Source organism: Pseudomonas extremorientalis (genome assembly GCF_024584605.1).
Classification (GTDB): domain Bacteria; phylum Pseudomonadota; class Gammaproteobacteria; order Pseudomonadales; family Pseudomonadaceae; genus Aquipseudomonas; species Aquipseudomonas extremorientalis.
Map to the genome: position 1 here is coordinate 6,168,358 of NZ_CP089519.1, position 20,729 is coordinate 6,189,086.

Here is a 20,729-nt window from a genome sequence, read left to right on the forward strand (position 1 = left end):
GCTTCGTCCGACCGCTGTATCCTGCGTCAAATTTTCCAAACAGGGATGCTCCCCATGACTGCCAGCGCCCGGCATACCGCCTCCTACTACGCCGCCAGCAGCGTGCCGCAAACTGATTACCCGGTATTGACCGGCGAACTGACGGCGGATGTGTGCGTGGTCGGCGGCGGTTTTTCCGGGCTGAACACCGCGCTGGAGCTGGCCGAACGCGGTTTCAGCGTAGTGTTGCTGGAAGCGCGCAAGATCGCCTGGGGCGCCAGCGGGCGTAACGGCGGCCAACTGATTCGCGGTGTCGGCCATGGCCTGGACCAGTTCGCCAGCGTGATCGGCACCGAGGGCGTACGCCAGATGAAGTTGATGGGCCTGGAAGCGGTGGAGATTGTGCGTGAGCGCGTCGCGCGCTACCAAATCCCCTGCGACCTGACCTGGGGCTACTGCGACCTCGCCAACAAACCCCGCGACCTCCACGGCCTGGCCGAAGATGCCGAAGAACTGCGCCGCCTCGGCTATCGTCACGACATACGCCTGCTGCAAGCCAACGAAATGGGCAGCGTCATCGGCTCCGAGCGCTACGTGGGCGGCATGATCGACATGGGCTCCGGCCACCTGCACCCGCTGAACCTGGCCCTCGGCGAAGCCGCCGCCGCGCAGCAATCGGGCGTGAAGCTGTTCGAGCAGTCCGAAGTGACGCGCATCGACTACGGCCCCGAAGTCAACGTACACACCGCCCAAGGCAACGTGCGCGCCAAGACCCTGGTGCTGGCCTGCAATGCCTACCTCAACGGCCTCAACCCGCACCTCAGCGGCAAAGTGTTGCCTGCCGGCAGCTACATCATCGCCACCGAACCGTTGAGCGAAGCCCAGGCCGCCAACCTGCTGCCGCAGAACATGGCGGTGTGCGACCAGCGTGTCACGGTGGACTACTTCCGGCTGTCCGCCGACCGCCGCCTGCTGTTCGGCGGTGCCTGTCATTATTCCGGCCGCGACCCCAAGGACATCGGCGCCTATATGCGCCCGAAGATGCTGCAGGTGTTCCCACAACTGGCCGATGTGAACATCGACTTCCAATGGGGCGGCATGATCGGCATCGGCGCCAACCGTCTGCCGCAGATTGGCCGCCTGGCCGACCAGAACAACGTGTATTACGCCCAGGCCTACGCCGGCCATGGCCTCAACGCCACGCACCTGGCGGGCAAGTTGCTGGCCGAAGCCATCAGCGGCCAGCAACACGGGCGCTTCGACCTGTTTGCCCAGGTGCCGCACATCACCTTCCCCGGCGGCAGGCACCTGCGCTCGCCGCTGTTGGCGCTGGGGATGCTCTGGCACCGCCTCAAAGAGCTGGTCTGATCAATCGCGCCAGAACGGTTTCAGGCCTTCGTGGCGCGCCTGCTCGGCGGTCAGCCCGATATCGCGCAATTGCTCGCGGGTCAGGTGCAGCAGAGCTTTGCGCGTGTGGCGACGGTGCCAGAACAGACCCCAGCGACTGATATCGCGCCGCGCCGTCGCCCGCTCCTGCCCAGCCTCCAGTTCCTGACTGTGTAACGCCAGCCGCACATCGCTCATGCCGTTCATTTTGCTGCCCCTCAGTTGCTTGTTGCCTTGAGTGACCAGCATGAGCGCGCAGCCAAAACCATTACAGATTCAACCCACCTTTATTAAATCCATACAGATACTGCCTATATACCGCTGAATCCTGTATTTTCTGCCTATCTGTAATGGTCCCTCTGGAGCGACCGCCATGACCCTGTACATGAACCTCGCCGAATTGCTGGGCACCCGCATCGAACAAGGCTTCTATCGCCCCGGTGATCGACTGCCTTCCGTACGGGCGTTGAGCGTGGAACACGGGGTCAGTTTGAGCACCGTGCAGCAGGCCTATCGCTTGCTCGAAGACAACGGTCTGGCGATGCCCAGGCCGAAATCCGGCTACTTCGTGCCGGTCGGCCGCGAGTTGCCGGCCCTGCCCGAAGTCGGTCGTCCGGCTCAGCGCCCCGTAGAAATTTCCCAATGGGACCAGGTGCTGGAGTTGATACGCGCAACGCCGCGCAAGGATGTCATACAGATGGGCCGCGGCATGCCGGATGTATTGTCGCCCACCCTCAAGCCCCTGCTGCGCAGCCTGGCCCGCGTGAGTCGCCGCCAGGATCTGCCGGGGCTGTATTACGACAACATCCTGGGCTGTATGGAACTGCGCGAACAGATTGCGCGCCTGTCCCTGGATTCCGGCTGCCAGCTGACGGCCGAGGACATCGTGATCACCACCGGCTGCCATGAGGCGCTGTCCGCCAGCATCCATGCCATCTGTGAACCGGGCGATATCGTTGCGGTGGACTCACCGAGCTTTCACGGCGCCATGCAGACCCTCAAGGGCCTGGGCATGAAAGCCCTGGAAATCCCCACCGACCCGATCACCGGCATCAGCCTCGAAGCCCTGGAGCTGGCGCTGGAACAGTGGCCGATCAAAGTCATCCAACTGACCCCCAACTGCAACAACCCCCTGGGCTACATCATGCCGGAGGCGCGTAAGCGGGCATTGCTCACCTTGGCGCAGCGCTTTGACGTGGCGATCATTGAAGACGATGTGTACGGCGAACTGGCCTTCAGCTACCCGCGCCCGCGCACCATCAAGTCCTTCGACGAAGACGGACGCGTCCTGCTGTGCAGCTCATTCTCGAAGACCCTGGCGCCCGGCCTGCGCATCGGCTGGGTAGCGCCCGGACGTTACCTGGAGCGAGTGCTGCACATGAAATACATCAGCACTGGCAGCACCGCCACGCAGCCGCAGATCGCGATTGCGGAATTCCTCAAAGGTGGCCACTTCGAACCGCATTTGCGGAGGATGCGTACCCAATACCAGCGCAATCGCGACTTGATGCTCGATTGGGTCAGCCGCTACTTCCCCACAGGCACTCGCGCCAGCCGCCCTCAAGGCAGCTTCATGCTGTGGATCGAACTGCCGGAAGGCTTTGATACGCTGAAGCTCAACCGTGTCCTGGTAGAACAAGGTGTACAGGTGGCCGTAGGCAGCATCTTCTCGGCGTCGGGCAAGTACAGGAACTGCCTGCGCATGAACTACGCTGCCAAGCCAACCGCGCAGATTGAAGAAGCCGTGCGCAAGGTCGGGGCTGCGGCGATCAAGATGCTGGCAGACACGGTCGACTGACCTTTCACGGGAAATTGCCGTCATATACCGACAACCGCCCTGATCTGGAAGCCGCTCCCTTGATGATTCAACGGCTATTACCGTTTTGCCTGCTGGTAGCCCTGATCCTGGGCGGCTGCGCCAGCGTGAGCACGCCACGCGTCCCCAGTGACGCCCTGCCCGCCGCACAGTCATCGTTCGGCCGCTCGATCCAGGCCCAGGCCGCGCCCTATCAAGGGCGCTCGGGCTTTCGCCTGCTGCCCAACAGCAGCGAGGCATTCATGGCCCGTGCCGAGCTGATCCGCAACGCCCAGACCAGCCTCGACCTGCAGTACTACATCGTGCACGACGGCATCAGCACCCGCATGCTCGTGGACGAACTGCTCAAGGCCGCCGACCGTGGCGTACGTGTGCGCATCTTGCTGGATGACACAACCAGCGACGGCCTGGACCAGATCATCGCCACCCTCGCCGCCCATCCCAAAATCGAGATCCGCCTGTTCAACCCGCTGCACCTTGGGCGCAGCACCGGCGTAACGCGGGCCATGGGCCGCTTGTTCAACCTGTCGCTGCAACATCGACGCATGCACAACAAGCTGTGGCTGGCGGACAATAGCGTGGCCATCGTTGGCGGGCGTAACCTGGGGGATGAGTATTTCGATGCCGAGCCCAACCTGAACTTCACCGATATCGACATGCTCAGCGTCGGCCCGGTGGCCGAGCAACTGGGCCACAGTTTCGACCAGTACTGGAACAGCGCGCTGAGCAAGCCCATCGATGATTTCGTCTCCAACGCACCGTCCAAGGGTGACCTGGCCGCCGCGCGCGTACGCCTGGAAGCGTCCCTGGCCGAGTCACGCCAGCAGAACCACGCACTGTACAACCGCCTGCGCACCTACCAGACCCAACCCCGCATGGACACCTGGCGCCGCGAGCTGATCTGGGCCTGGAACCAGGCGCTGTGGGATGCGCCGAGCAAGGTGCTGGCCAAGGACGACCCGGACCCCAGGTTGCTGCTCACCACGCAACTGGCGCCGGAACTGGAAGGGGTCAATCACGAACTGATGATGATTTCGGCGTACTTCGTGCCGGGACAGCCAGGCCTGGTGTACCTGACGGGGCGCGCCGATGCGGGCGTGTCAGTGAGCCTGCTGACCAATTCTCTGGAAGCCACCGACGTGCCCGCCGTGCACGGGGGTTATGCGCCGTACCGCAAGGCGCTGCTGGAGCATGGGGTCAAGCTCTATGAGTTGCGCCGCCAGCCCGGGGATGGCGGCGGCAGTGGCCCGCACCTGTTTCGCCGAGGCACCTTCCGGGGCTCGGATTCCAGCCTGCACAGCAAGGCGATGATCTTTGATCGGGAGAAATCCTTTATCGGCTCGTTCAACTTCGACCCACGCTCGGTACTGTGGAACACCGAAGTCGGTGTGCTGGTCGACAGCCCCGAGCTGGCGGAACACGTGCGCAACCTTGCACTGCAAGGCATGGCGCCAGCCCTGAGCTATGAAGCGAAATTGCAGGACGGCCAAGTGGTGTGGGTGACCGAAGATAACGGCCAGTTGCACACCCTGACCCGCGAGCCGGGGAGCTGGTGGCGACGGTTCAATGCGTGGTTTGCCACCAGCGTCGGCCTTGAGCGCATGCTCTAGGCCGGCTGCGCCGCGCCGAATGCACCCTGGCGCAGCAGCAACATCACCAGGCCCAGCGCACCGGCCGCCATCAGCAGCGGCAACGCATGCCCGCTGATCCACTGGCTACCCGCGCCCGCCACCAGCGGGCCGATCAGGCAGCCGATACCCCACAACTGCGCCACGTGGGCATTGGCGCGCACCAGCGCGTCGTCGCGGTAACGCTCGCCGATCAGGATCAACGACAGGGTGAACAAGCCGCCGGCACTCGCGCCGAACACGACCCAGATCGGCCAGATCATTGGCGTGTGCATCAATAGGGGAATCGCCAGGCTCGACACCAGCAACAGCAGCGCACACCCCAGGAACAACGTGCGCCGAGGCAAGTAGTCGGCCAGTGCGCCGATGGGCAATTGCAGTAACGCGTCGCCAACCACCACCGTACTGACCATGGCCAAGGCGATCTCGGCGGTGAACCCTTGTTGCAGGCAGTACACCGGCAACAATGTCAGGATCATCGCCTCGAACGCAGCAAACAGCGCCACCGCCCAGGCAATCGCCGGCAGGCTCCGGCAGAAGCGCCACAGTTGCGCGAAGGTCACGCTGAAGGACTCGGCGCTCGGTGCACCGGAGCGCCCCAGCAGCAACAGCGGCGCGACCATCAACAGGCCGACGCCCACCCAGAAACCGTAGTCATGCTCGGTGCCGATCAGGCCCAACAGCAGCGGCCCCGACAGCTGGCTCAAGGCATAGCTGCAGCCGTACAACGCCACCAGCCGACCACGCCACTGCTCCACCACCAACTGGTTGATCCAACTCTCGCCGAGGATAAACACAATGGTCAGGATCACCCCGATCATCAGGCGCAGCACCAGCCACACCGGGTAGCTGGGCAGGATCGCCAGCAGGCCGATGGACACCGCGCCCGCCCACAGGCACAGGCGCATGAGGTTGGCGGTGCCAAGCCATGAGGCCAGGCGACTGGAAAGCTTCGCCCCGAGCAACACGCCAAAGGCCGGCATTGCTGCCATCACGCCGATAGCGAAACTGCCGTAGCCCCAGCTTTCGAGGCGCAGGGATACCAGCGGCATGCTGACGCCCAGGGCCAGACCGACGCTGAGCACTGAGGCCAGGACGGCGAAATAAGTCGCCCAACGCATTTCCACGCTCCTGTGGATCATTTTCAAGTTCACACAAACCAGTGTGGGAGGGGGCTTGCCCCGATTGCGGTGGATCAGTGAGCACCGCTGGCGCCTGACACACTGCTATCGGAGGCAAGCCCCCTCCCACATTTAGCCTGCGGTGTTGCTTAGAGCTTGATCCAGGTGGCCTTCAGCTCGGTGTATTTGTCGAACGCATGCAGCGACTTGTCGCGACCGTTGCCCGACTGCTTGAAGCCACCAAACGGTGCAGTCATGTCGCCGCCATCGTACTGGTTGACCCACACGCTACCGGCACGCAGCGCCTTGGCGGTCAGGTGGGCCTTGGAGATGTCCGACGTCCACACCGCTGCAGCCAGGCCGTATTGGGTGTCGTTGGCGATGGCAATTGCTTCCTCGGCGCTGTCGAAGGTGATCACCGACAAGACCGGGCCGAAGATTTCTTCCTGGGCGATCTTCATGGCATTGGTCACACCGTCGAAAATCGTCGGCTCAACATAGGTACCACCGGTTTCTTCCAGGGTCCGCTTGCCGCCGGCGACCAACTTGGCGCCATCTGCGTGACCCGCTTCGATGTACGACAGCACAGTGTTCATCTGCTGGGTGTCCACCAGTGCGCCCACATTGGTTGCCGGGTCCAGCGGGTTGCCTGGCTTCCAGCCCTTGAGGGCATCGATCACCAGCGGCAGGAATTTGTCCTTGATGGAACGCTCCACCAGCAGGCGCGAACCGGCGGTGCAGACCTCCCCCTGATTGAAGGCGATGGCGCCGGCGGCGGATTCGGCGGCGGCTTGCAGGTCCGGGGCATCGGCGAACACGATGTTCGGGCTCTTGCCGCCGGCTTCCAGCCAGACGCGCTTCATGTTCGACTCGCCAGAGCGGATCAACAGTTGCTTGGCGATCTTGGTGGAACCGGTGAACACCAGGGTGTCGACATCCATGTGCAACGCCAGCGCATTACCCACGGTATGACCATAGCCCGGCAGTACGTTGAACACGCCTTTTGGAATACCGGCTTCCACGGCCAGGGCCGCGATGCGGATGGCGGTCAGCGGGGATTTTTCGGACGGCTTGAGGATCACCGAGTTGCCGGTGGACAGCGCAGGGCCCAGTTTCCAGCAGGCCATCATCAGCGGGAAGTTCCACGGCACGATAGCGCCAACCACGCCAACCGGCTCGCGCGTCACCAGACCCAATTGGTCGTGCGGGGTCGCGGCGACTTCGTCGTAGATTTTGTCGATCGCTTCGCCGCTCCAGCTCAGGGCATTCGCCGCGCCGGGTACGTCGATGTTCAGGGAGTCGCTGATCGGCTTGCCCATGTCCAGGGTTTCGAGCAGCGCCAGCTCTTCGGCATTGGCCTTGAGCAACGCGGCGAAACGGATCATGGCGGATTTGCGCTTGGCCGGCGCCAGGCGTGACCACACACCGGAGTTGAAGGTGGCGCGGGCGTTTTCGACGGCGCGCTGGGCGTCGGCGGCGTCACAGCTGGCAACGGTGGCCAGCAGTCGACCATCGACCGGGCTGATGCATTCAAAGGTGTCACCGGAAACAGCGGCGGTGTACTCGCCATTGATGTAGGCGCGGCCTTCGATCTTCAGATCCTTGGCACGTTGTTCCCAGTCGGCACGGGTCAGGGTGGTCATGCGAGTGTCCTCCTCTTATTGAATACAAGGGCCATGGGATATCCCACGGCAGCCTTAAAGAATTCTTGCCCGCCAGCCAATGGTTCGGCGCAAGGCAGCTGCCACCCTAAACCAGCGGCTGGGGGTGTTTCAATATATTTGACATAACGCCGGCAAACGCCCTTGCGATGTTCATTTTAATAAACATAGACTTTGGGCTCTCCAACCGCAGGCCAGACGGGACACGCACATGAGCATCCAGGACATCGTCGACTTCAGCCAAGCCAAGACCGCCGCCGAGCGTTACCGCCCTGCCGCCGAGAAAATCCTCAAGGGCGATCCCGAGCAAACGATCTACAACCACTACAACAGCCCCTGCGGCCAGATGAGCGCGGGCGTGTGGGAAGGTGAAGTCGGACAGTGGACGGTCAATTACACCGAACATGAGTACTGCGAGATTGTGCAGGGTGTATCCGTGCTGCGTGACGCCGACGGCAATGCCAAGACCTTGCGCGCTGGCGACCGATTCGTGATTCCCGCTGGCTTCAGCGGCACCTGGGAAGTGCTGGAGGCGTGCCGCAAGATCTACGTGGTGTTCGAACAGAAAGCCTGACCGGCCAAATCACAGGCAAAAAAAAGCCCGGATCGTGAGATACGGGCTTTTTTTCACAAGGAGGAAAATCAATTACTTGATTTTGCCTTCTTTGTAGATCACGTGCTTGCGAACGCGCGGGTCGAACATTTTCTTTTCGAGCTTGTCCGGGGTAGTACGCTTGTTCTTGTCGGTAGTGTAGAAGTGACCAGTACCGGCGCTAGAGATCATTCGAATCAATTCACGCATGATATAGCTCCTTAGATTGTGCCAGCGCGGCGCAATTCAGCCAGCACGACAGTGATGCCACGCTTGTCGATGATGCGCATGCCTTTGGCAGATACGCGCAGACGGACGAAACGTTTCTCTTCTTCAACCCAGAAGCGGTGATGCTGCAGGTTCGGCAGGAAACGACGACGGGTTTTGTTATTTGCGTGGGAAATGTTATTCCCAGTCACCGGACCCTTACCGGTAACTTGACAGACTCTCGACATGCCTCAGCCCTCTAAAACCACATGCCCAACCCGGCATGGGTTGGCCGCTTAATCTCTCAGTCATTTGGCGCCAGGCGCCGCGTTTCTTTAGGGTCTTACCGGCTACACCTACAAGCGAAGGAACCGGGCCCCTAGAAAAGAGCGCTGCTTTATACCAGAAAGACCCCAGTGCAACAACAGCCCGCGTGTTTTTACTGGCGTAAATCTTGGCGGTAGACGCCTGAACCGTTGCCAGGAGGGGCCGCTGTCACAGCCGACCGCTCGTCGCACAGAATGATTTACAGCGCGCGCGGGCACAGTGAAGTGCACGACGAAACGCGCCGAGGCGCCATCAAAACAGCATTTGGCGCAAAAGCACAGGCAAAAATGGGCTAGTCATTTACCTATCAGACCACTACGGTAGGACTTTTCCAGACTGCACTCGCAGATGGGCCTTCGATCTGCAAAGGAAACCGAACATGCGCCTCGCTGCCCTACCCCTATTGCTAGCCCCTCTATTTATCGCCCCGCTGGCCTCGGCCGCCAGCAACTTGAGCGTCTGCACCGAGGCCAGCCCCGAAGGGTTCGATGTGGTGCAATACAACTCGCTGACCACCACCAACGCCTCGGCCGATGTGCTGATGAACCGCCTGGTGGACTATGACGCGACCAGCGGCCAACTGGTGCCCAGCCTGGCAGACAGCTGGGACGTCTCGCCGGATGGCCTGACCTATACCTTCAAGCTGCACCCGGATGTGAAGTTCCACCGCACCGAGTACTTCACCCCAAGCCGCACCCTGACCGCCGAAGACGTGCGCTTCAGCTTCGAGCGCATGCTTGACCCGGCCAACCCCTGGCACAAGATCGCCCAGAGCGGCTTCCCTCACGCTCAGTCGCTGCAACTGTCGACGCAGGTAAAAAAGATCGACGCTCTCGACCCACTGACCGTGCGCTTCACCCTGGATCACGCCGACTCCACCTTCCTCGCCGCGCTGAGCATGGGGTTCGCCTCGATCTACCCGGCGGAATATGCCGACAAACTGCTCAAGGCCGGCACGCCGGAGAAGCTCAACAGCCAGCCGATCGGCACTGGACCGTTTATCTTCAGCCGTTTCCAGAAAGATGCCGTGGTGCGCTACAAGGCCAACCCGGACTACTTCGCCGGCAAACCGGCTGTGGATAACTTGATCTTCGCCATCACTCCCGACGCCAACGTACGCCTGCAGAAGCTGCACCGCGATGAGTGCCAGATTGCGCTGTCACCCAAGCCGCTGGACGTAGGCGAGGCCGAAAAGGACCCGGCGCTCAAGGTGGAGAAGACCGCGGCCTTCATGACCGCCTTCGTGGCCATCAACAGCCAGCACCCGCCCCTGGACAAGCCCGAAGTCCGCCAGGCGATCAACCTGGTGTTCGACAAGGGCAGCTACCTCAAGGCCGTGTTTGAAGGCACCGCCGAGGCCGCCAACGGCCCTTATCCGCCGAACACCTGGAGCTACGCCAAGGACCTGCCGGGTTATCCACAGGATCTCGCCAAGGCCAAGGTGCTGCTCGACCGCGCCGGACTCAAGGACGGCTTCAAGACCACCCTCTGGACCCGCCCCACCGGCAGCCTGCTGAACCCCAACCCGAACCTTGGTGCACAACTGCTGCAAGCTGACCTGGCCAAGGTCGGCATCCAGGCCGAGATCCGCGTGATCGAATGGGGCGAGTTGATCCGCCGCGCCAAAGCCGGCGAACACGACCTGCTATTCATGGGCTGGGCCGGTGACAACGGCGACCCGGATAACTTCCTGACCCCGCAGTTTTCCTGCGCGGCGGTAAAGTCGGGTACCAACTTCGCCCGCTACTGCGACCCTGCGTTGGACAAGCTGATCAGCGCTGGCAAGACCACCAGCGAGCAAGGTGTGCGCAGCAAGCTGTACCAGCAGGCCCAGGCGCAGATCCAGCAGCAGGCCTTGTGGTTGCCGCTGGCGCACCCGACGGCGTTCGCCCTGGCCCGCAAGACTGTCGAGGGCTACCAGGTGAGCCCGTTCGGCCGGCAGGATTTCTCGAAAGTCAGCGTCAAGCCCTGAGCTGAAAGCTGCAAGCCCGCTTGAGGCTTGCAGCTGCGTCCCCCCTACATCCATCCATACTCCGCCATCGACAACGGGTCTCCATCCCCCACAATGATGTGATCCAGTACCCGCACATCCACCACCTCCAAGGCGTTCTGCAGCAACTTGGTCAATTTTCGATCAGCGGCGCTCGGCTCCAGGCTCCCGGAAGGATGGTTGTGGCACAGGATCAACGCCGCCGCGTTGTAGGCCAATGCGCGTTTGACCACTTGCCGGGGATACACCATCGCCGCGTCGATGGTGCCTTGGGACAACGCCTCGAAACCCAGCACCCTGTGCCTTGAATCAAGGAACAGACAGCCGAATATCTCGTGGGGCTCATGGCGCAACATGGCCTTGAGGTAATCGCGCACCGCCACCGGGCTTTCCAGCACCGAGTCGTGTCGCAGGCGCTCGGCCATATGACGCTTGGCCATTTCCAACACCGCCTGCAACTGGGCAAACTTCGCCGGCCCCAGGCCCAATTGCTGGCTGAACAGCGTCTGGCTGGCCTCCAGCAACGGGCGCAAGCCGCCGAATTGCGCCAGCAGATGGCGCGCCAGGTCCACCGCGCTCCTGCCGGAAACCCCGGTACGCAGGAAGATCGCCAGCAACTCGGCATCCGACAGACTCTCCGCCCCCCACTCCAGAAGCTTCTCTCGCGGCCGCTCTGCCGCCGGCCAATCACGAATACTCATCTCTCCTCCCCTCCCTGTATGCCATGCGTGCCGCTGTTGCCTTGCGGACGCTGTGTTATCGTAGGCCCTCTTTTTTGCAGGCGATTTCCCCTGGGGAGGGGGCATCGCAGGCGTCATTGAACTGGCAACACTGAACTGGAAAGGCAAACCAATGCAGCGTCTGTATCGGAAACGCATCGTTCTCGGCGTTGGCGGCGGCATTGCCGCCTACAAGAGCGCAGAGCTGGTCCGCAGGCTCCTGGACCAGGGCGCCGAAGTGCGCGTGGTCATGACGCGCGGTGGTAGTGAGTTCATTACCCCGCTGACCATGCAGGCCTTGTCCGGGCACCCGGTTCACCTGGATCTCCTGGACCCTGCAGCCGAAGCCGCCATGGGGCACATCGAACTGGCCAAATGGGCCGACCTGGTGCTGATCGCTCCGGCCACCGCCGACCTGATCGCGCGCCTGGCCCAAGGCATCGCCGATGACCTGCTGACCACGCTGGTACTGGCCACCGACGCCACTGTCGCCATCGCCCCGGCCATGAACCAGGCCATGTGGCGCGACCCTGCGACCCAGGCCAACACCCAGCTTCTGCAAAGCCGAGGCCTCAAGGTGTTCGGCCCGGCATCCGGCAGCCAGGCCTGCGGCGACGTTGGCATGGGCCGCATGCTTGAAGCCACCGATCTGGCGCTGTGCGCCGCCGAGTGCTTTCAGCACCTGGCCCTCACTGGCAAGCACGTGCTGATCACTGCCGGCCCGACCCAGGAAAACATCGACCCGGTGCGCTACATCACCAACCATAGCTCAGGAAAAATGGGCTTTGCCCTGGCTGAAGCGGCGGTCGAGGCAGGCGCACGCGTCACCCTGATCACCGGTCCGGTGCATTTGCCGACCCCGGATCGGGTCACGCGAATCGACGTGGTCAGCGCCCGCGACATGCTGGCGGCCTGTGAGGCAGCCATTCCGTGCGACCTGTTCATCGCCTCGGCGGCGGTTGCGGACTACCGCCCGGAAGTCGTCGCCCCGCAAAAGCTCAAGAAAGACCCTACGAGCGGTGACGGTCTGCTCCTGCAAATGGTGCGCAACCCGGACATCCTGGCCACCATCGCCACGCGTCCGGACCGTCCGTTCAGTGTCGGCTTCGCCGCCGAGACCGAGCACTTGCTGGACTACGCCGCACGCAAATTGAAAGACAAAAACCTCGACCTGATCGTTGCCAATGATGTCGCCAACCCGAGCATCGGCTTCAACAGCGAGGAAAACGCCTGCAGCGTGATCGACCGCGACCTGCACGCCACCCTTTTCGCCCAGACCAGCAAGGGCAAGATTGCCCGTCAACTGATCTCTTTTATCGCCCAACGGCTGAACCAGGTTTAATTTCCATGCACGCTTTGCAAGCCAAGATCCTCGATTCACGCATCGGCAACGAATTCCCACTGCCGGCCTACGCCACCCCAGGCTCCGCAGGCCTCGACCTGCGCGCCATGCTCAAGCAAGACACCGTCCTTGAACCGGGCCAGACCATCCTGATCCCCACCGGCCTGTCGATCTACGTGGGCGACCCTGGCCTGGCGGCGCTGATCCTGCCGCGCTCGGGCCTGGGCCACAAACACGGCATCGTGCTGGGCAACCTGGTCGGCCTGATCGACTCGGACTACCAGGGCGAATTGATGGTGTCGTGCTGGAACCGTGGCCAGACCGCGTTCAACATCGCCGTCGGCGAGCGCATTGCGCAGTTGGTATTGGTACCGGTGGTGCAGGCGCACTTCGAACTGGTCGAGGAATTCGATGAGACCCAACGCGGCGCAGGCGGTTTTGGGCATTCCGGCAGTCACTGACTAAGCTGAATCCTGCCGGGCGCCTTTTCCCGGCTCGATGCCACCGCAAGGCTTTTCAGGACGAAGAATGCGCGGACCCTATCAGCGAGATTTCCCTATTGAAATCAAAGCATTAAGCAGGAAGAAAAGCAGCGCCAGCACGCCGATGGCACTTTTGCACCACGAACTCTCTGCCGAAAACACCGTCATACCCTTCAGTTTGAGCCTGCCGGTCAGCCACATTAAGGCCAGCCTTGCCCCCTTCAGATGGAGTTTCCCCCCGCGATGAGTACCGCAGCCCGAGTAGCCCCGACATTCCCCGACAGCATTTTCCGCGCCTATGACATCCGTGGCGTGGTACCAAAGACCCTGACTGCCGAAACCGCCTACTGGATTGGCCGCGCCATCGGCGCACAGAGCCTGGCCCAGGACGAGCCGAACGTGTCGGTTGGCCGTGACGGTCGCCTGTCCGGCCCGGAGCTGGTTGAGCAACTGATCCAGGGCCTGGCCGACAGCGGTTGCCATGTGAGTGACGTGGGCCTGGTGCCGACGCCGGCACTGTACTACGCGGCCAACGTACTGGCCGGCAAGTCCGGGGTGATGCTCACCGGCAGCCACAACCCGTCCGACTACAACGGTTTCAAGATCGTCATCGCCGGCGACACCCTGGCCAACGAACAGATCCAGGCCCTGCACGACCGTCTGAAAAACAACGACCTGACCAGCGGCAAGGGTACCGTCACCAAAGTCGACATCCTGCAGCGCTACTCTGACCAAATCACCGGCGACGTGAAACTCGCGCGCCGCCTGAAAGTGGTGGTGGACTGCGGCAACGGCGCAGCCGGCGTGATCGCCCCGCAGTTGCTCGAAGCCCTGAACTGCGAAGTGATCCCGCTGTTCTGCGAGGTCGACGGCAACTTTCCCAACCACCACCCAGACCCAGGCAAGCCGGAGAACCTGGTGGACCTGATCGCCAAGGTCAAAGAAACCGGGGCTGACGTGGGCCTGGCCTTCGACGGCGACGGCGACCGCGTGGGTGTGGTGACCAACACCGGCGAGAACGTATTCGCCGATCGCCTGCTGATGCTGTTCGCGCGCGACGTGGTGGCGCGCAATGCCAACGCCGAGATCATCTTCGACGTGAAGTGCACTCGTCGCCTCACGCCGCTGATCAAGGAATACGGCGGCCGCCCGCTAATGTGGAAGACCGGTCACTCGTTGATCAAAAAGAAAATGAAGGAAACCGGCGCCCTGTTGGCCGGCGAAATGAGCGGCCACGTGTTCTTCAAGGAACGCTGGTTCGGCTTTGACGACGGTATTTACAGCGCCGCTCGCCTACTGGAGATCCTCAGCAAGGAAAAATCCACGGCCCAGGAGCTGTTTCAGACCTTCCCGAACGATATTTCTACGCCAGAGATCAATATCCATGTGACCGAGGAGAGCAAATTCAGCATCATTGACGCACTGCACGATGCGCAATGGGGCGAAGGCGCCAACCTGACCACCATTGATGGTGTGCGAGTCGATTACGCCAAAGGCTGGGGCCTGGTCCGCGCGTCCAACACCACACCGGTGCTGGTCCTGCGTTTCGAGGCGGATACCGAGGCTGAGTTGCAGCGCATCAAGGACGTGTTCCACGCCCAGTTGAAACGTGTTGCCCCTGATCTCCAATTACCGTTCTGATTTTTTACCGGAGCCCTGAATGACCCTCGAACGCGAAGCCGCTGCCAACACTGCCAAGGTCCTGTCCGAAGCGTTGCCTTACATCCGACGCTACGTCGGCAAGACGCTGGTGATCAAGTACGGCGGCAATGCCATGGAAAGCGACGAGCTGAAAACCGGCTTTGCCCGCGACATCGTGTTGATGAAAGCCGTGGGGATCAACCCGGTGGTGGTGCACGGCGGCGGCCCGCAAATCGGCGACCTGCTCAAGCGCCTGTCGATCGAGAGTCACTTCATCGATGGCATGCGCGTCACTGACGCGCAGACCATGGACGTGGTGGAGATGGTCCTCGGCGGCCAGGTCAACAAGGACATCGTCAACCTGATCAACCGCCATGGCGGCAGCGCCATCGGCCTGACCGGCAAGGACGCAGAGCTGATCCGCGCGAAAAAGCTGACTGTGACCCGGCAGACGCCGGAGATGACCCAGCCGGAAATCATCGACATCGGCCAGGTGGGCGAAGTGGTAGGCGTCAACACTGACCTGCTGAACCTGTTGGTCAAGGGCGACTTCATCCCGGTGATCGCGCCGATCGGCGTGGGCGCCAATGGCGAGTCCTACAACATCAACGCCGACCTGGTGGCCGGCAAGGTGGCCGAAGCGCTGAAGGCTGAAAAGCTGATGCTGCTGACCAACATCGCCGGCCTGATGGACAAGCAAGGCAAGGTGCTGACCGGCCTGACCACCCAACAGGTGGACGACCTGATCGCCGACGGCACCATCTACGGCGGCATGTTGCCGAAGATCCGCTGCGCGCTGGAAGCGGTGCAAGGCGGGGTGGGTAGCTCGTTGATCATCGATGGTCGAGTGCCGAATGCGGTACTGCTGGAGATCTTCACGGATACCGGCATGGGTACGCTGATCAGTAACCGCAAGCGTCCCTAAACACTGAAAACAAAAGGCCCCGCTCAATATGATTGAGCGGGGCCTTTTTTATGCACGCTGCTCCCCTGTGGGAGCGGGCTTGCCCGCGAAGGCGGTGGGTCAGACGCCAAACTGCTCGCGATATGCACGCACCGCCGGCAGGTGCTGCTTGAGCTGCGGATCATCTTCCAGGAACTGCAACACCTGGTTCAACGACACGATGCTCACGACTGGAATGCCGAAATCGCGCTCCACTTCCTGGATGGCCGACAACTCACCGTTGCCACGCTCCTGGCGGTTCAGCGCGATCAGCACGCCAGCGGCCTTGGCGCCGTCCTGGGAAGCGATGATCTGCATGACTTCGCGGATAGCGGTGCCGGCGGTGATCACGTCGTCGATGATCAGCACGTCGCCCTTGAGTGGAGCCCCGACCAGGCTGCCGCCTTCACCGTGGGCCTTGGCCTCTTTACGGTTAAAGCACCAAGGCAGGTCCTGCCCGTGATGCTCAGCCAGCGCCACGGCGGTCGCGGCCGCCAGGGGAATACCCTTGTAGGCCGGGCCAAACAGCACATCGAAGGAAATACCGCTTTCAACGATGGCAGCCGCATAGAAACGACCCAGCTGTGCCAGGGCCGAACCCGAGTTGAACAGGCCCGCATTGAAGAAGTACGGGCTGGTGCGCCCTGACTTGAGGGTGAACTCACCGAAGCGCAAAACCCCGCGATCGATGGCAAAACGAATGAAATCGCGTTGATACGCCTGCATGAAAAAAGCCTCAGATACCACGGATTTAGCTAATTAGGTAGACGGCGTGTATCATACACGCACGCGATTTTTGGGGCCATTTATGCGGATCATCAGTGTGAACGTTAATGGTATTCAGGCTGCAGTCGAGCGTGGTTTGCTCAGTTGGCTGCAAGCCCAGAATGCCGACGTCATCTGCCTGCAGGATACCCGCGCCTCCGCCTTTGAACTGGACGACCCAGCCTTCCAACTGGATGGCTACTTCCTTTATGCCTGCGATGCCGAAGTGCCCACCCAAGGTGGCGTGGCTTTGTATTCGCGGTTGCAACCCAAGGCGGTCATCAGCGGCCTCGGCTTCGAGACAGCCGACCGCTACGGGCGCTACCTGCAAGCCGATTTCGACAAGGTCAGCATCGCGACCTTGCTGCTTCCTTCGGGGCAGAACGGCGATGAAGACTTGAACCAGAAGTTCAAGCTAATGGACGATTTCGCCCGTTACCTGGATAAACAGCGACGCAAACGTCGCGAGTACATTTATTGTGGCTCGCTGTACGTGGCGCAACAGAAGCTGGATATCAAGAACTGGCGCGACAGCCAGCAATCCCCGGGTTTCCTGGCGCCGGAACGGGCCTGGATGGACGAGATTGTCGGCAACATGGGCTATGTGGATGCCCTGCGCGAAGTCAGCCGCGAAGGCGACCAGTACAGCTGGTGGCCGGATAACGAACAGGCTGAGATGCTCAACCTGGGCTGGCGCTTCGACTACCAACTGCTGACCCCGGGCCTGCGCCGGTTCGTTCGCAGCGCACGCCTGCCGCGCCAGCCGCGATTCTCGCAGCACGCGCCGCTGATCGTGGACTACGACTGGACATTGACCATCTGAGGTCTTTTCCCAGGCACAAAAAAACCGACAGCGATGTCGGTTTTTTTGTGCCTGTTCACTATTTGATCACTCGCCAGGTCAAGGGGTAGCGGTAAGCGATCCCCTTGTTGGCCTTGATGCTACCAATGATGGTCAGCACCACCGTGGCGATTGCCAGGGCAACCATCAGGAAAAAACCGATCACTGCGAAGGCCAGCACAATGCAAGCGATCCAGGCGATGGCGACGGTGATCTGGAAGTTCAGGGCTTCCTTGCCCTGATCATCAATGAACGGGTCCACTTCTTTCTTCATCTGCCACAGGATCAGTGGCCCCACGACGCTGCCGAAGGGGAACACGAAACCCAGAAACGCCGCGAGATGGCACAACATTGCGCCCTGGCGCACTTCGTAGGAAGGCGTCGGCACAGGCATTTGGCTGCTGTCATTCATGGCGCTTCTCCTTGAGGCGGGTTCAGTCAGCCAGGGCGGCGTTCTGCAGTTCGAAGATCTCGGTCATGCCTTTCTGGGCCAGGGCCAGCATCGCATTCAGTTCGGCCGGCTGGAATGGCGCGCCTTCGGCGGTGCCTTGCACTTCGATGAACCCACCGGTGCTGGTCATCACCACGTTCAGGTCGGTCTCGGCGGCCGAGTCTTCCAGGTAGTCCAGGTCCAGCACTGGCTCGCCCTGGTACATGCCCACCGAAACAGCGGCGATCATTTGCTTGAGCGGGTCACCGCCCTTGAGGCCGCCACGCTTCTTGATCACTTTCAGCGCGTCAACCAGGGCCACCATGGCACCGGTGATGGACGCAGTGCGGGTACCGCCGTCAGCCTGGATAACGTCGCAGTCGACGTACAGGGTCACGTCGCCCAGCTTGGACATGTCCAGGGCGGCGCGCAGTGAACGGCCGATCAGGCGCTGGATTTCCAGGGTGCGCCCGCCTTGCTTGCCACGGCTGGCTTCACGCTGGTTACGCTCGCCGGTGGCGCGCGGCAGCATGCCGTACTCGGCGGTCAGCCAGCCCTGGCCCTGGCCTTTAAGGAAGCGCGGCACGCCGTTTTCGACGCTGACGGTGCAGATCACCTTGGTATCGCCAAACTCGACCAGTACGGATCCCTCGGCGTGTTTGGTGTAGTTGCGGGTGATGCGGATCGAGCGGAGCTGATCGGCAGCGCGACCACTTGGACGTTTCATAGGGAACACCTGTACTGAGGACGAAAAACTGCCGAGCATTATAGAGCCGCGGGCCGATTCGGGGCACTGCTAAAAAATCCAGTTACGAATGCCCGGGTTTGGGCGCACTCGCCCCACTGCGCTACAATCCTGCGCCTTCCCAATCATCAGCCCGCATTTACGGGGCTGCAACGCGAGGTACCTCCATGGTGCACAGCATGACCGCCTTTGCCCGCGTCGAAAAAGCCGGCGTACAAGGCACCCTGAGCTGGGAACTGCGCTCGGTCAACAGCCGCTACCTGGAGCCGCATCTGCGTCTGCCGGAATCGTTCCGCGACCTCGAAGGCGCTGTGCGTGAAGCGCTGCGCCAGGGCATTTCCCGCGGCAAGCTGGAATGCACCCTGCGCTTTACCGAAGAAACCACCGGCAAGCCGCTGCAGGTTGACCGCGACCGCGCCGCGCAATTGGTCGCCGCCGCCGAAACCATCGCTGGCCTGATCAAGCAGCCGGCCGCGCTCAACCCCCTGGAAGTGCTGGCCTGGCCCGGCGTGCTGGTGGCCGACGCCACCGACCCGCAGGCGCTCAACGCCGAAGCCCTCGCCCTGTTCAATCAGGGTTTGAAGGAGCTCAAGGCTGGCCGCGAGCGTGAAGGCGCCGAGTTGGCGCGCCTGATCAGCGAGCGCCTGACCTCGATCGAAGAAGACGTGGTCACCCTGCGCGAGCTGGTCCCGCAGATGCTTGCCACCCAGCGCCAGAAGGTCCTCGACCGCTTCACCGACATGAAGGCCGACCTCGACCCCGTGCGCCTGGAGCAGGAAATGGTGCTGCTGGCGCAGAAGAGCGATGTGGCCGAAGAACTGGACCGCCTGAGCACCCACATCCTCGAAGTACGCCGCGTGCTCAAGTCCGGCGGCGCCGCCGGTCGGCGCCTGGACTTCCTGATGCAGGAACTCAACCGCGAAGCCAATACACTGGGCTCCAAGGCTTTCGATCCGCGCAGCACCACGGCTGCGGTCAACCTCAAGGTGTTGATCGAGCAGATGCGCGAACAAGTACAGAATATTGAGTAAGGCAACCTCCATGACCCACAGCACCGGCACCCTTTACATCATTTCCGCGCCTTCTGGCGCAGGCAAGAGCAGCCTGGTCAAGGCCCTGACCGACGCTGACGAGCAGATCCGCATCTCGGTCTCCCACACCACCCGCGCCATGCGCCCGGGCGAGGTGAACGGCGTGCACTATCACTTCGTCGAGCGCACCGAGTTCGTCAAGATGATCGAACACGGCGACTTCCTGGAGCGCGCCGAAGTGTTCGGCAACCTCTATGGCACTTCGCAAAGCCACTTGCAGCAGACCCTGGACGAAGGCCACGACTTGATCCTGGAAATCGACTGGCAGGGCGCCGAACAAGTACGCCAGCTGATGCCCAAGGCGCGTTCGATCTTTATCCTGCCGCCGTCGCTTGAAGCGCTGCACCAGCGCCTGACCAACCGCGGCCAGGACAGCGACGAGATCATCGAAGGCCGCATGCGTGAAGCGGTCAGTGAAATGAGCCACTACGTCGACTACGACTACCTGATCATCAACGACGATTTTGCCCACGCGCTGGACGATTTGAAGGCGATTTTCCGCGCCAATCAGCTCCAGCAAAAGCGTCAGCAACAGCGTTTCGGCAAATTACTCGCCGAACTGCTCGGTTAATTGGCTCTTCCCAAAACCGCTGCAAGGGCTTTACATTGGCGCTTGTAGCGGTTTTGCGAGGGCCTGCGAAAAATCAGCGCTTCCCTAAACGCTGGTGATTTTTTAAACTGTTTAGTCCGCTCGCCCAACCGGGCAGCGCGCATCTTGCATTCGCTCCGAGGAATACCATGGCCCGCGTAACCGTTGAAGACTGCCTAGAACACGTGGATAACCGCTTTGAGCTGGTCATGCTCTCTACCAAGCGTGCCCGTCAACTGGCCACTGGCGGCAAAGAGCCCCTGGTCCAGTGGGAAAACGACAAGCCTACCGTTGTGGCCCTGCGTGAAATCGCCGAAGGCCTGATGAGCTACGAGTTCATCGCCAACGCTGAAATCGTTGAAGACGAACCGCTGTTTGCAGCGTTCGAGGACGAGTCCAACGAGGCCGTCTAAGCCTATGCCTGGTCGACGTAG

Annotated in this window: 22 protein-coding genes and 1 pseudogene; 13 read left to right on the plus strand and 10 right to left on the minus strand. The window is 61.7% G+C overall.

Going from position 1 to position 20,729, the window contains the following annotated elements; translation table 11 throughout:
• The first annotated feature begins 54 nt into the window (after nt 1–54).
• On the plus strand, nt 55–1,347 hold the full coding sequence (locus LUU92_RS28105; RefSeq protein WP_257102935.1) for an NAD(P)/FAD-dependent oxidoreductase: 1,293 nt from the start codon (nt 55–57) through the stop codon (nt 1,345–1,347).
• Here the strand turns inward: LUU92_RS28105 and LUU92_RS28110 are convergent, their stop codons facing one another.
• Complete coding sequence (locus tag LUU92_RS28110; RefSeq protein ID WP_222541665.1) at nt 1,348–1,572, minus strand: DUF1127 domain-containing protein; 225 nt, start codon at nt 1,570–1,572, stop codon at nt 1,348–1,350.
• Nucleotides 1,573–1,738: 166 nt separating this feature from the next.
• Between LUU92_RS28110 and LUU92_RS28115 the strand changes: the two genes are divergently transcribed.
• Entirely contained in the window at nt 1,739–3,163 is a 1,425-nt protein-coding gene (locus LUU92_RS28115) for an aminotransferase-like domain-containing protein (RefSeq protein WP_071488066.1), read from the plus strand.
• A 62-nt stretch (nt 3,164–3,225) separates the two neighbouring features.
• On the plus strand, nt 3,226–4,791 hold the full coding sequence (locus tag LUU92_RS28120) for a phospholipase D family protein (RefSeq protein ID WP_257102936.1): 1,566 nt from the start codon (nt 3,226–3,228) through the stop codon (nt 4,789–4,791).
• On the opposite strand, the gene LUU92_RS28125 is transcribed toward LUU92_RS28120, so the two are convergent.
• Nucleotides 4,788–5,930, minus strand: a complete 1,143-nt coding sequence (locus LUU92_RS28125; RefSeq protein ID WP_257102937.1) for an MFS transporter — start codon at nt 5,928–5,930, stop codon at nt 4,788–4,790. The two genes, LUU92_RS28120 and LUU92_RS28125, sit on opposite strands and share 4 nt — an antisense overlap.
• 149 nt (nt 5,931–6,079) lie before the next feature.
• The gene (locus tag LUU92_RS28130) at nt 6,080–7,573 is read right to left on the minus strand and encodes an aldehyde dehydrogenase (RefSeq protein WP_257102938.1); all 1,494 of its coding nucleotides are present in this window, start codon (nt 7,571–7,573) and stop codon (nt 6,080–6,082) included.
• Between the two features lie 229 nt (nt 7,574–7,802).
• Between LUU92_RS28130 and LUU92_RS28135 the strand changes: the two genes are divergently transcribed.
• The gene (locus LUU92_RS28135; protein WP_092241680.1) at nt 7,803–8,165 is read left to right on the plus strand and encodes a cupin domain-containing protein; all 363 of its coding nucleotides are present in this window, start codon (nt 7,803–7,805) and stop codon (nt 8,163–8,165) included.
• Nucleotides 8,166–8,237: 72 nt separating this feature from the next.
• On the opposite strand, the gene rpmG is transcribed toward LUU92_RS28135, so the two are convergent.
• Nucleotides 8,238–8,393: a 50S ribosomal protein L33 gene (gene rpmG, locus LUU92_RS28140; RefSeq protein WP_003176906.1), complete on the minus strand. Its 156-nt coding sequence runs from the start codon at nt 8,391–8,393 to the stop codon at nt 8,238–8,240.
• An 11-nt stretch (nt 8,394–8,404) separates the two neighbouring features.
• Nucleotides 8,405–8,638 carry a 50S ribosomal protein L28 gene (gene rpmB, locus LUU92_RS28145; RefSeq protein ID WP_010207494.1) on the minus strand — a complete coding sequence of 78 codons (234 nt, stop codon included), beginning with the start codon at nt 8,636–8,638 and terminating at the stop codon, nt 8,405–8,407.
• A gap of 458 nt (nt 8,639–9,096) precedes the next feature.
• On the opposite strand from rpmB, the gene LUU92_RS28150 reads away from it, so the two are divergent.
• Complete coding sequence (locus LUU92_RS28150) at nt 9,097–10,689, plus strand: ABC transporter substrate-binding protein (RefSeq protein WP_257102939.1); 1,593 nt, start codon at nt 9,097–9,099, stop codon at nt 10,687–10,689.
• 44 nt (nt 10,690–10,733) lie between these two features.
• Here LUU92_RS28150 and radC read toward each other — a convergent pair whose 3' ends face one another.
• A complete protein-coding gene (radC, locus tag LUU92_RS28155) occupies nt 10,734–11,408 on the minus strand; it encodes a RadC family protein (protein ID WP_071488072.1) in 675 nt (224 codons plus the stop codon).
• 151 nt (nt 11,409–11,559) lie between these two features.
• On the opposite strand from radC, the gene coaBC reads away from it, so the two are divergent.
• Together coaBC and dut are read left to right on the plus strand one after the other, a co-directional pair.
• Complete coding sequence (gene coaBC, locus LUU92_RS28160) at nt 11,560–12,768, plus strand: bifunctional phosphopantothenoylcysteine decarboxylase/phosphopantothenate--cysteine ligase CoaBC (protein WP_016970585.1); 1,209 nt, start codon at nt 11,560–11,562, stop codon at nt 12,766–12,768.
• Between the two features lie 5 nt (nt 12,769–12,773).
• The gene (dut, locus tag LUU92_RS28165; protein WP_102592390.1) at nt 12,774–13,229 is read left to right on the plus strand and encodes a dUTP diphosphatase; all 456 of its coding nucleotides are present in this window, start codon (nt 12,774–12,776) and stop codon (nt 13,227–13,229) included.
• Nucleotides 13,230–13,310: 81 nt separating this feature from the next.
• Here the strand turns inward: dut and LUU92_RS28170 are convergent, their stop codons facing one another.
• Complete coding sequence (locus LUU92_RS28170) at nt 13,311–13,451, minus strand: hypothetical protein (protein ID WP_156682180.1); 141 nt, start codon at nt 13,449–13,451, stop codon at nt 13,311–13,313.
• Between the two features lie 18 nt (nt 13,452–13,469).
• On the opposite strand from LUU92_RS28170, the pseudogene LUU92_RS28175 reads away from it, so the two are divergent.
• Nucleotides 13,470–14,891: pseudogene (locus tag LUU92_RS28175) on the plus strand (phosphomannomutase/phosphoglucomutase); the annotation flags it as partial.
• Between the two features lie 19 nt (nt 14,892–14,910).
• Complete coding sequence (argB, locus tag LUU92_RS28180; protein ID WP_058424243.1) at nt 14,911–15,816, plus strand: acetylglutamate kinase; 906 nt, start codon at nt 14,911–14,913, stop codon at nt 15,814–15,816.
• 99 nt (nt 15,817–15,915) lie between these two features.
• Here argB and pyrE read toward each other — a convergent pair whose 3' ends face one another.
• A complete protein-coding gene (gene pyrE, locus LUU92_RS28185) occupies nt 15,916–16,560 on the minus strand; it encodes an orotate phosphoribosyltransferase (RefSeq protein WP_028618476.1) in 645 nt (214 codons plus the stop codon).
• An 82-nt stretch (nt 16,561–16,642) separates the two neighbouring features.
• Between pyrE and crc the strand changes: the two genes are divergently transcribed.
• Nucleotides 16,643–17,422: a catabolite repression control protein Crc gene (gene crc / locus LUU92_RS28190; RefSeq protein ID WP_003195493.1), complete on the plus strand. Its 780-nt coding sequence runs from the start codon at nt 16,643–16,645 to the stop codon at nt 17,420–17,422.
• Between the two features lie 58 nt (nt 17,423–17,480).
• Here crc and LUU92_RS28195 read toward each other — a convergent pair whose 3' ends face one another.
• Complete coding sequence (locus tag LUU92_RS28195) at nt 17,481–17,852, minus strand: DUF4870 domain-containing protein (RefSeq protein WP_071488075.1); 372 nt, start codon at nt 17,850–17,852, stop codon at nt 17,481–17,483.
• 22 nt (nt 17,853–17,874) lie between these two features.
• A complete protein-coding gene (gene rph, locus LUU92_RS28200; RefSeq protein WP_016975928.1) occupies nt 17,875–18,597 on the minus strand; it encodes a ribonuclease PH in 723 nt (240 codons plus the stop codon).
• Nucleotides 18,598–18,782: 185 nt separating this feature from the next.
• On the opposite strand from rph, the gene LUU92_RS28205 reads away from it, so the two are divergent.
• The 3 genes from LUU92_RS28205 (at nt 18,783) to rpoZ (ending at nt 20,708) form a co-directional block, all read left to right on the plus strand.
• Nucleotides 18,783–19,646 carry a YicC/YloC family endoribonuclease gene (locus LUU92_RS28205; protein WP_049710930.1) on the plus strand — a complete coding sequence of 288 codons (864 nt, stop codon included), beginning with the start codon at nt 18,783–18,785 and terminating at the stop codon, nt 19,644–19,646.
• A gap of 10 nt (nt 19,647–19,656) precedes the next feature.
• Entirely contained in the window at nt 19,657–20,277 is a 621-nt protein-coding gene (gene gmk, locus LUU92_RS28210) for a guanylate kinase (protein ID WP_003213284.1), read from the plus strand.
• Nucleotides 20,278–20,444: 167 nt separating this feature from the next.
• Nucleotides 20,445–20,708 (plus strand): DNA-directed RNA polymerase subunit omega, encoded by a 264-nt coding sequence (gene rpoZ / locus LUU92_RS28215; protein WP_003176920.1) that lies wholly within the window; start codon nt 20,445–20,447, stop codon nt 20,706–20,708.
• Nucleotides 20,709–20,729 lie beyond the last annotated feature (21 nt).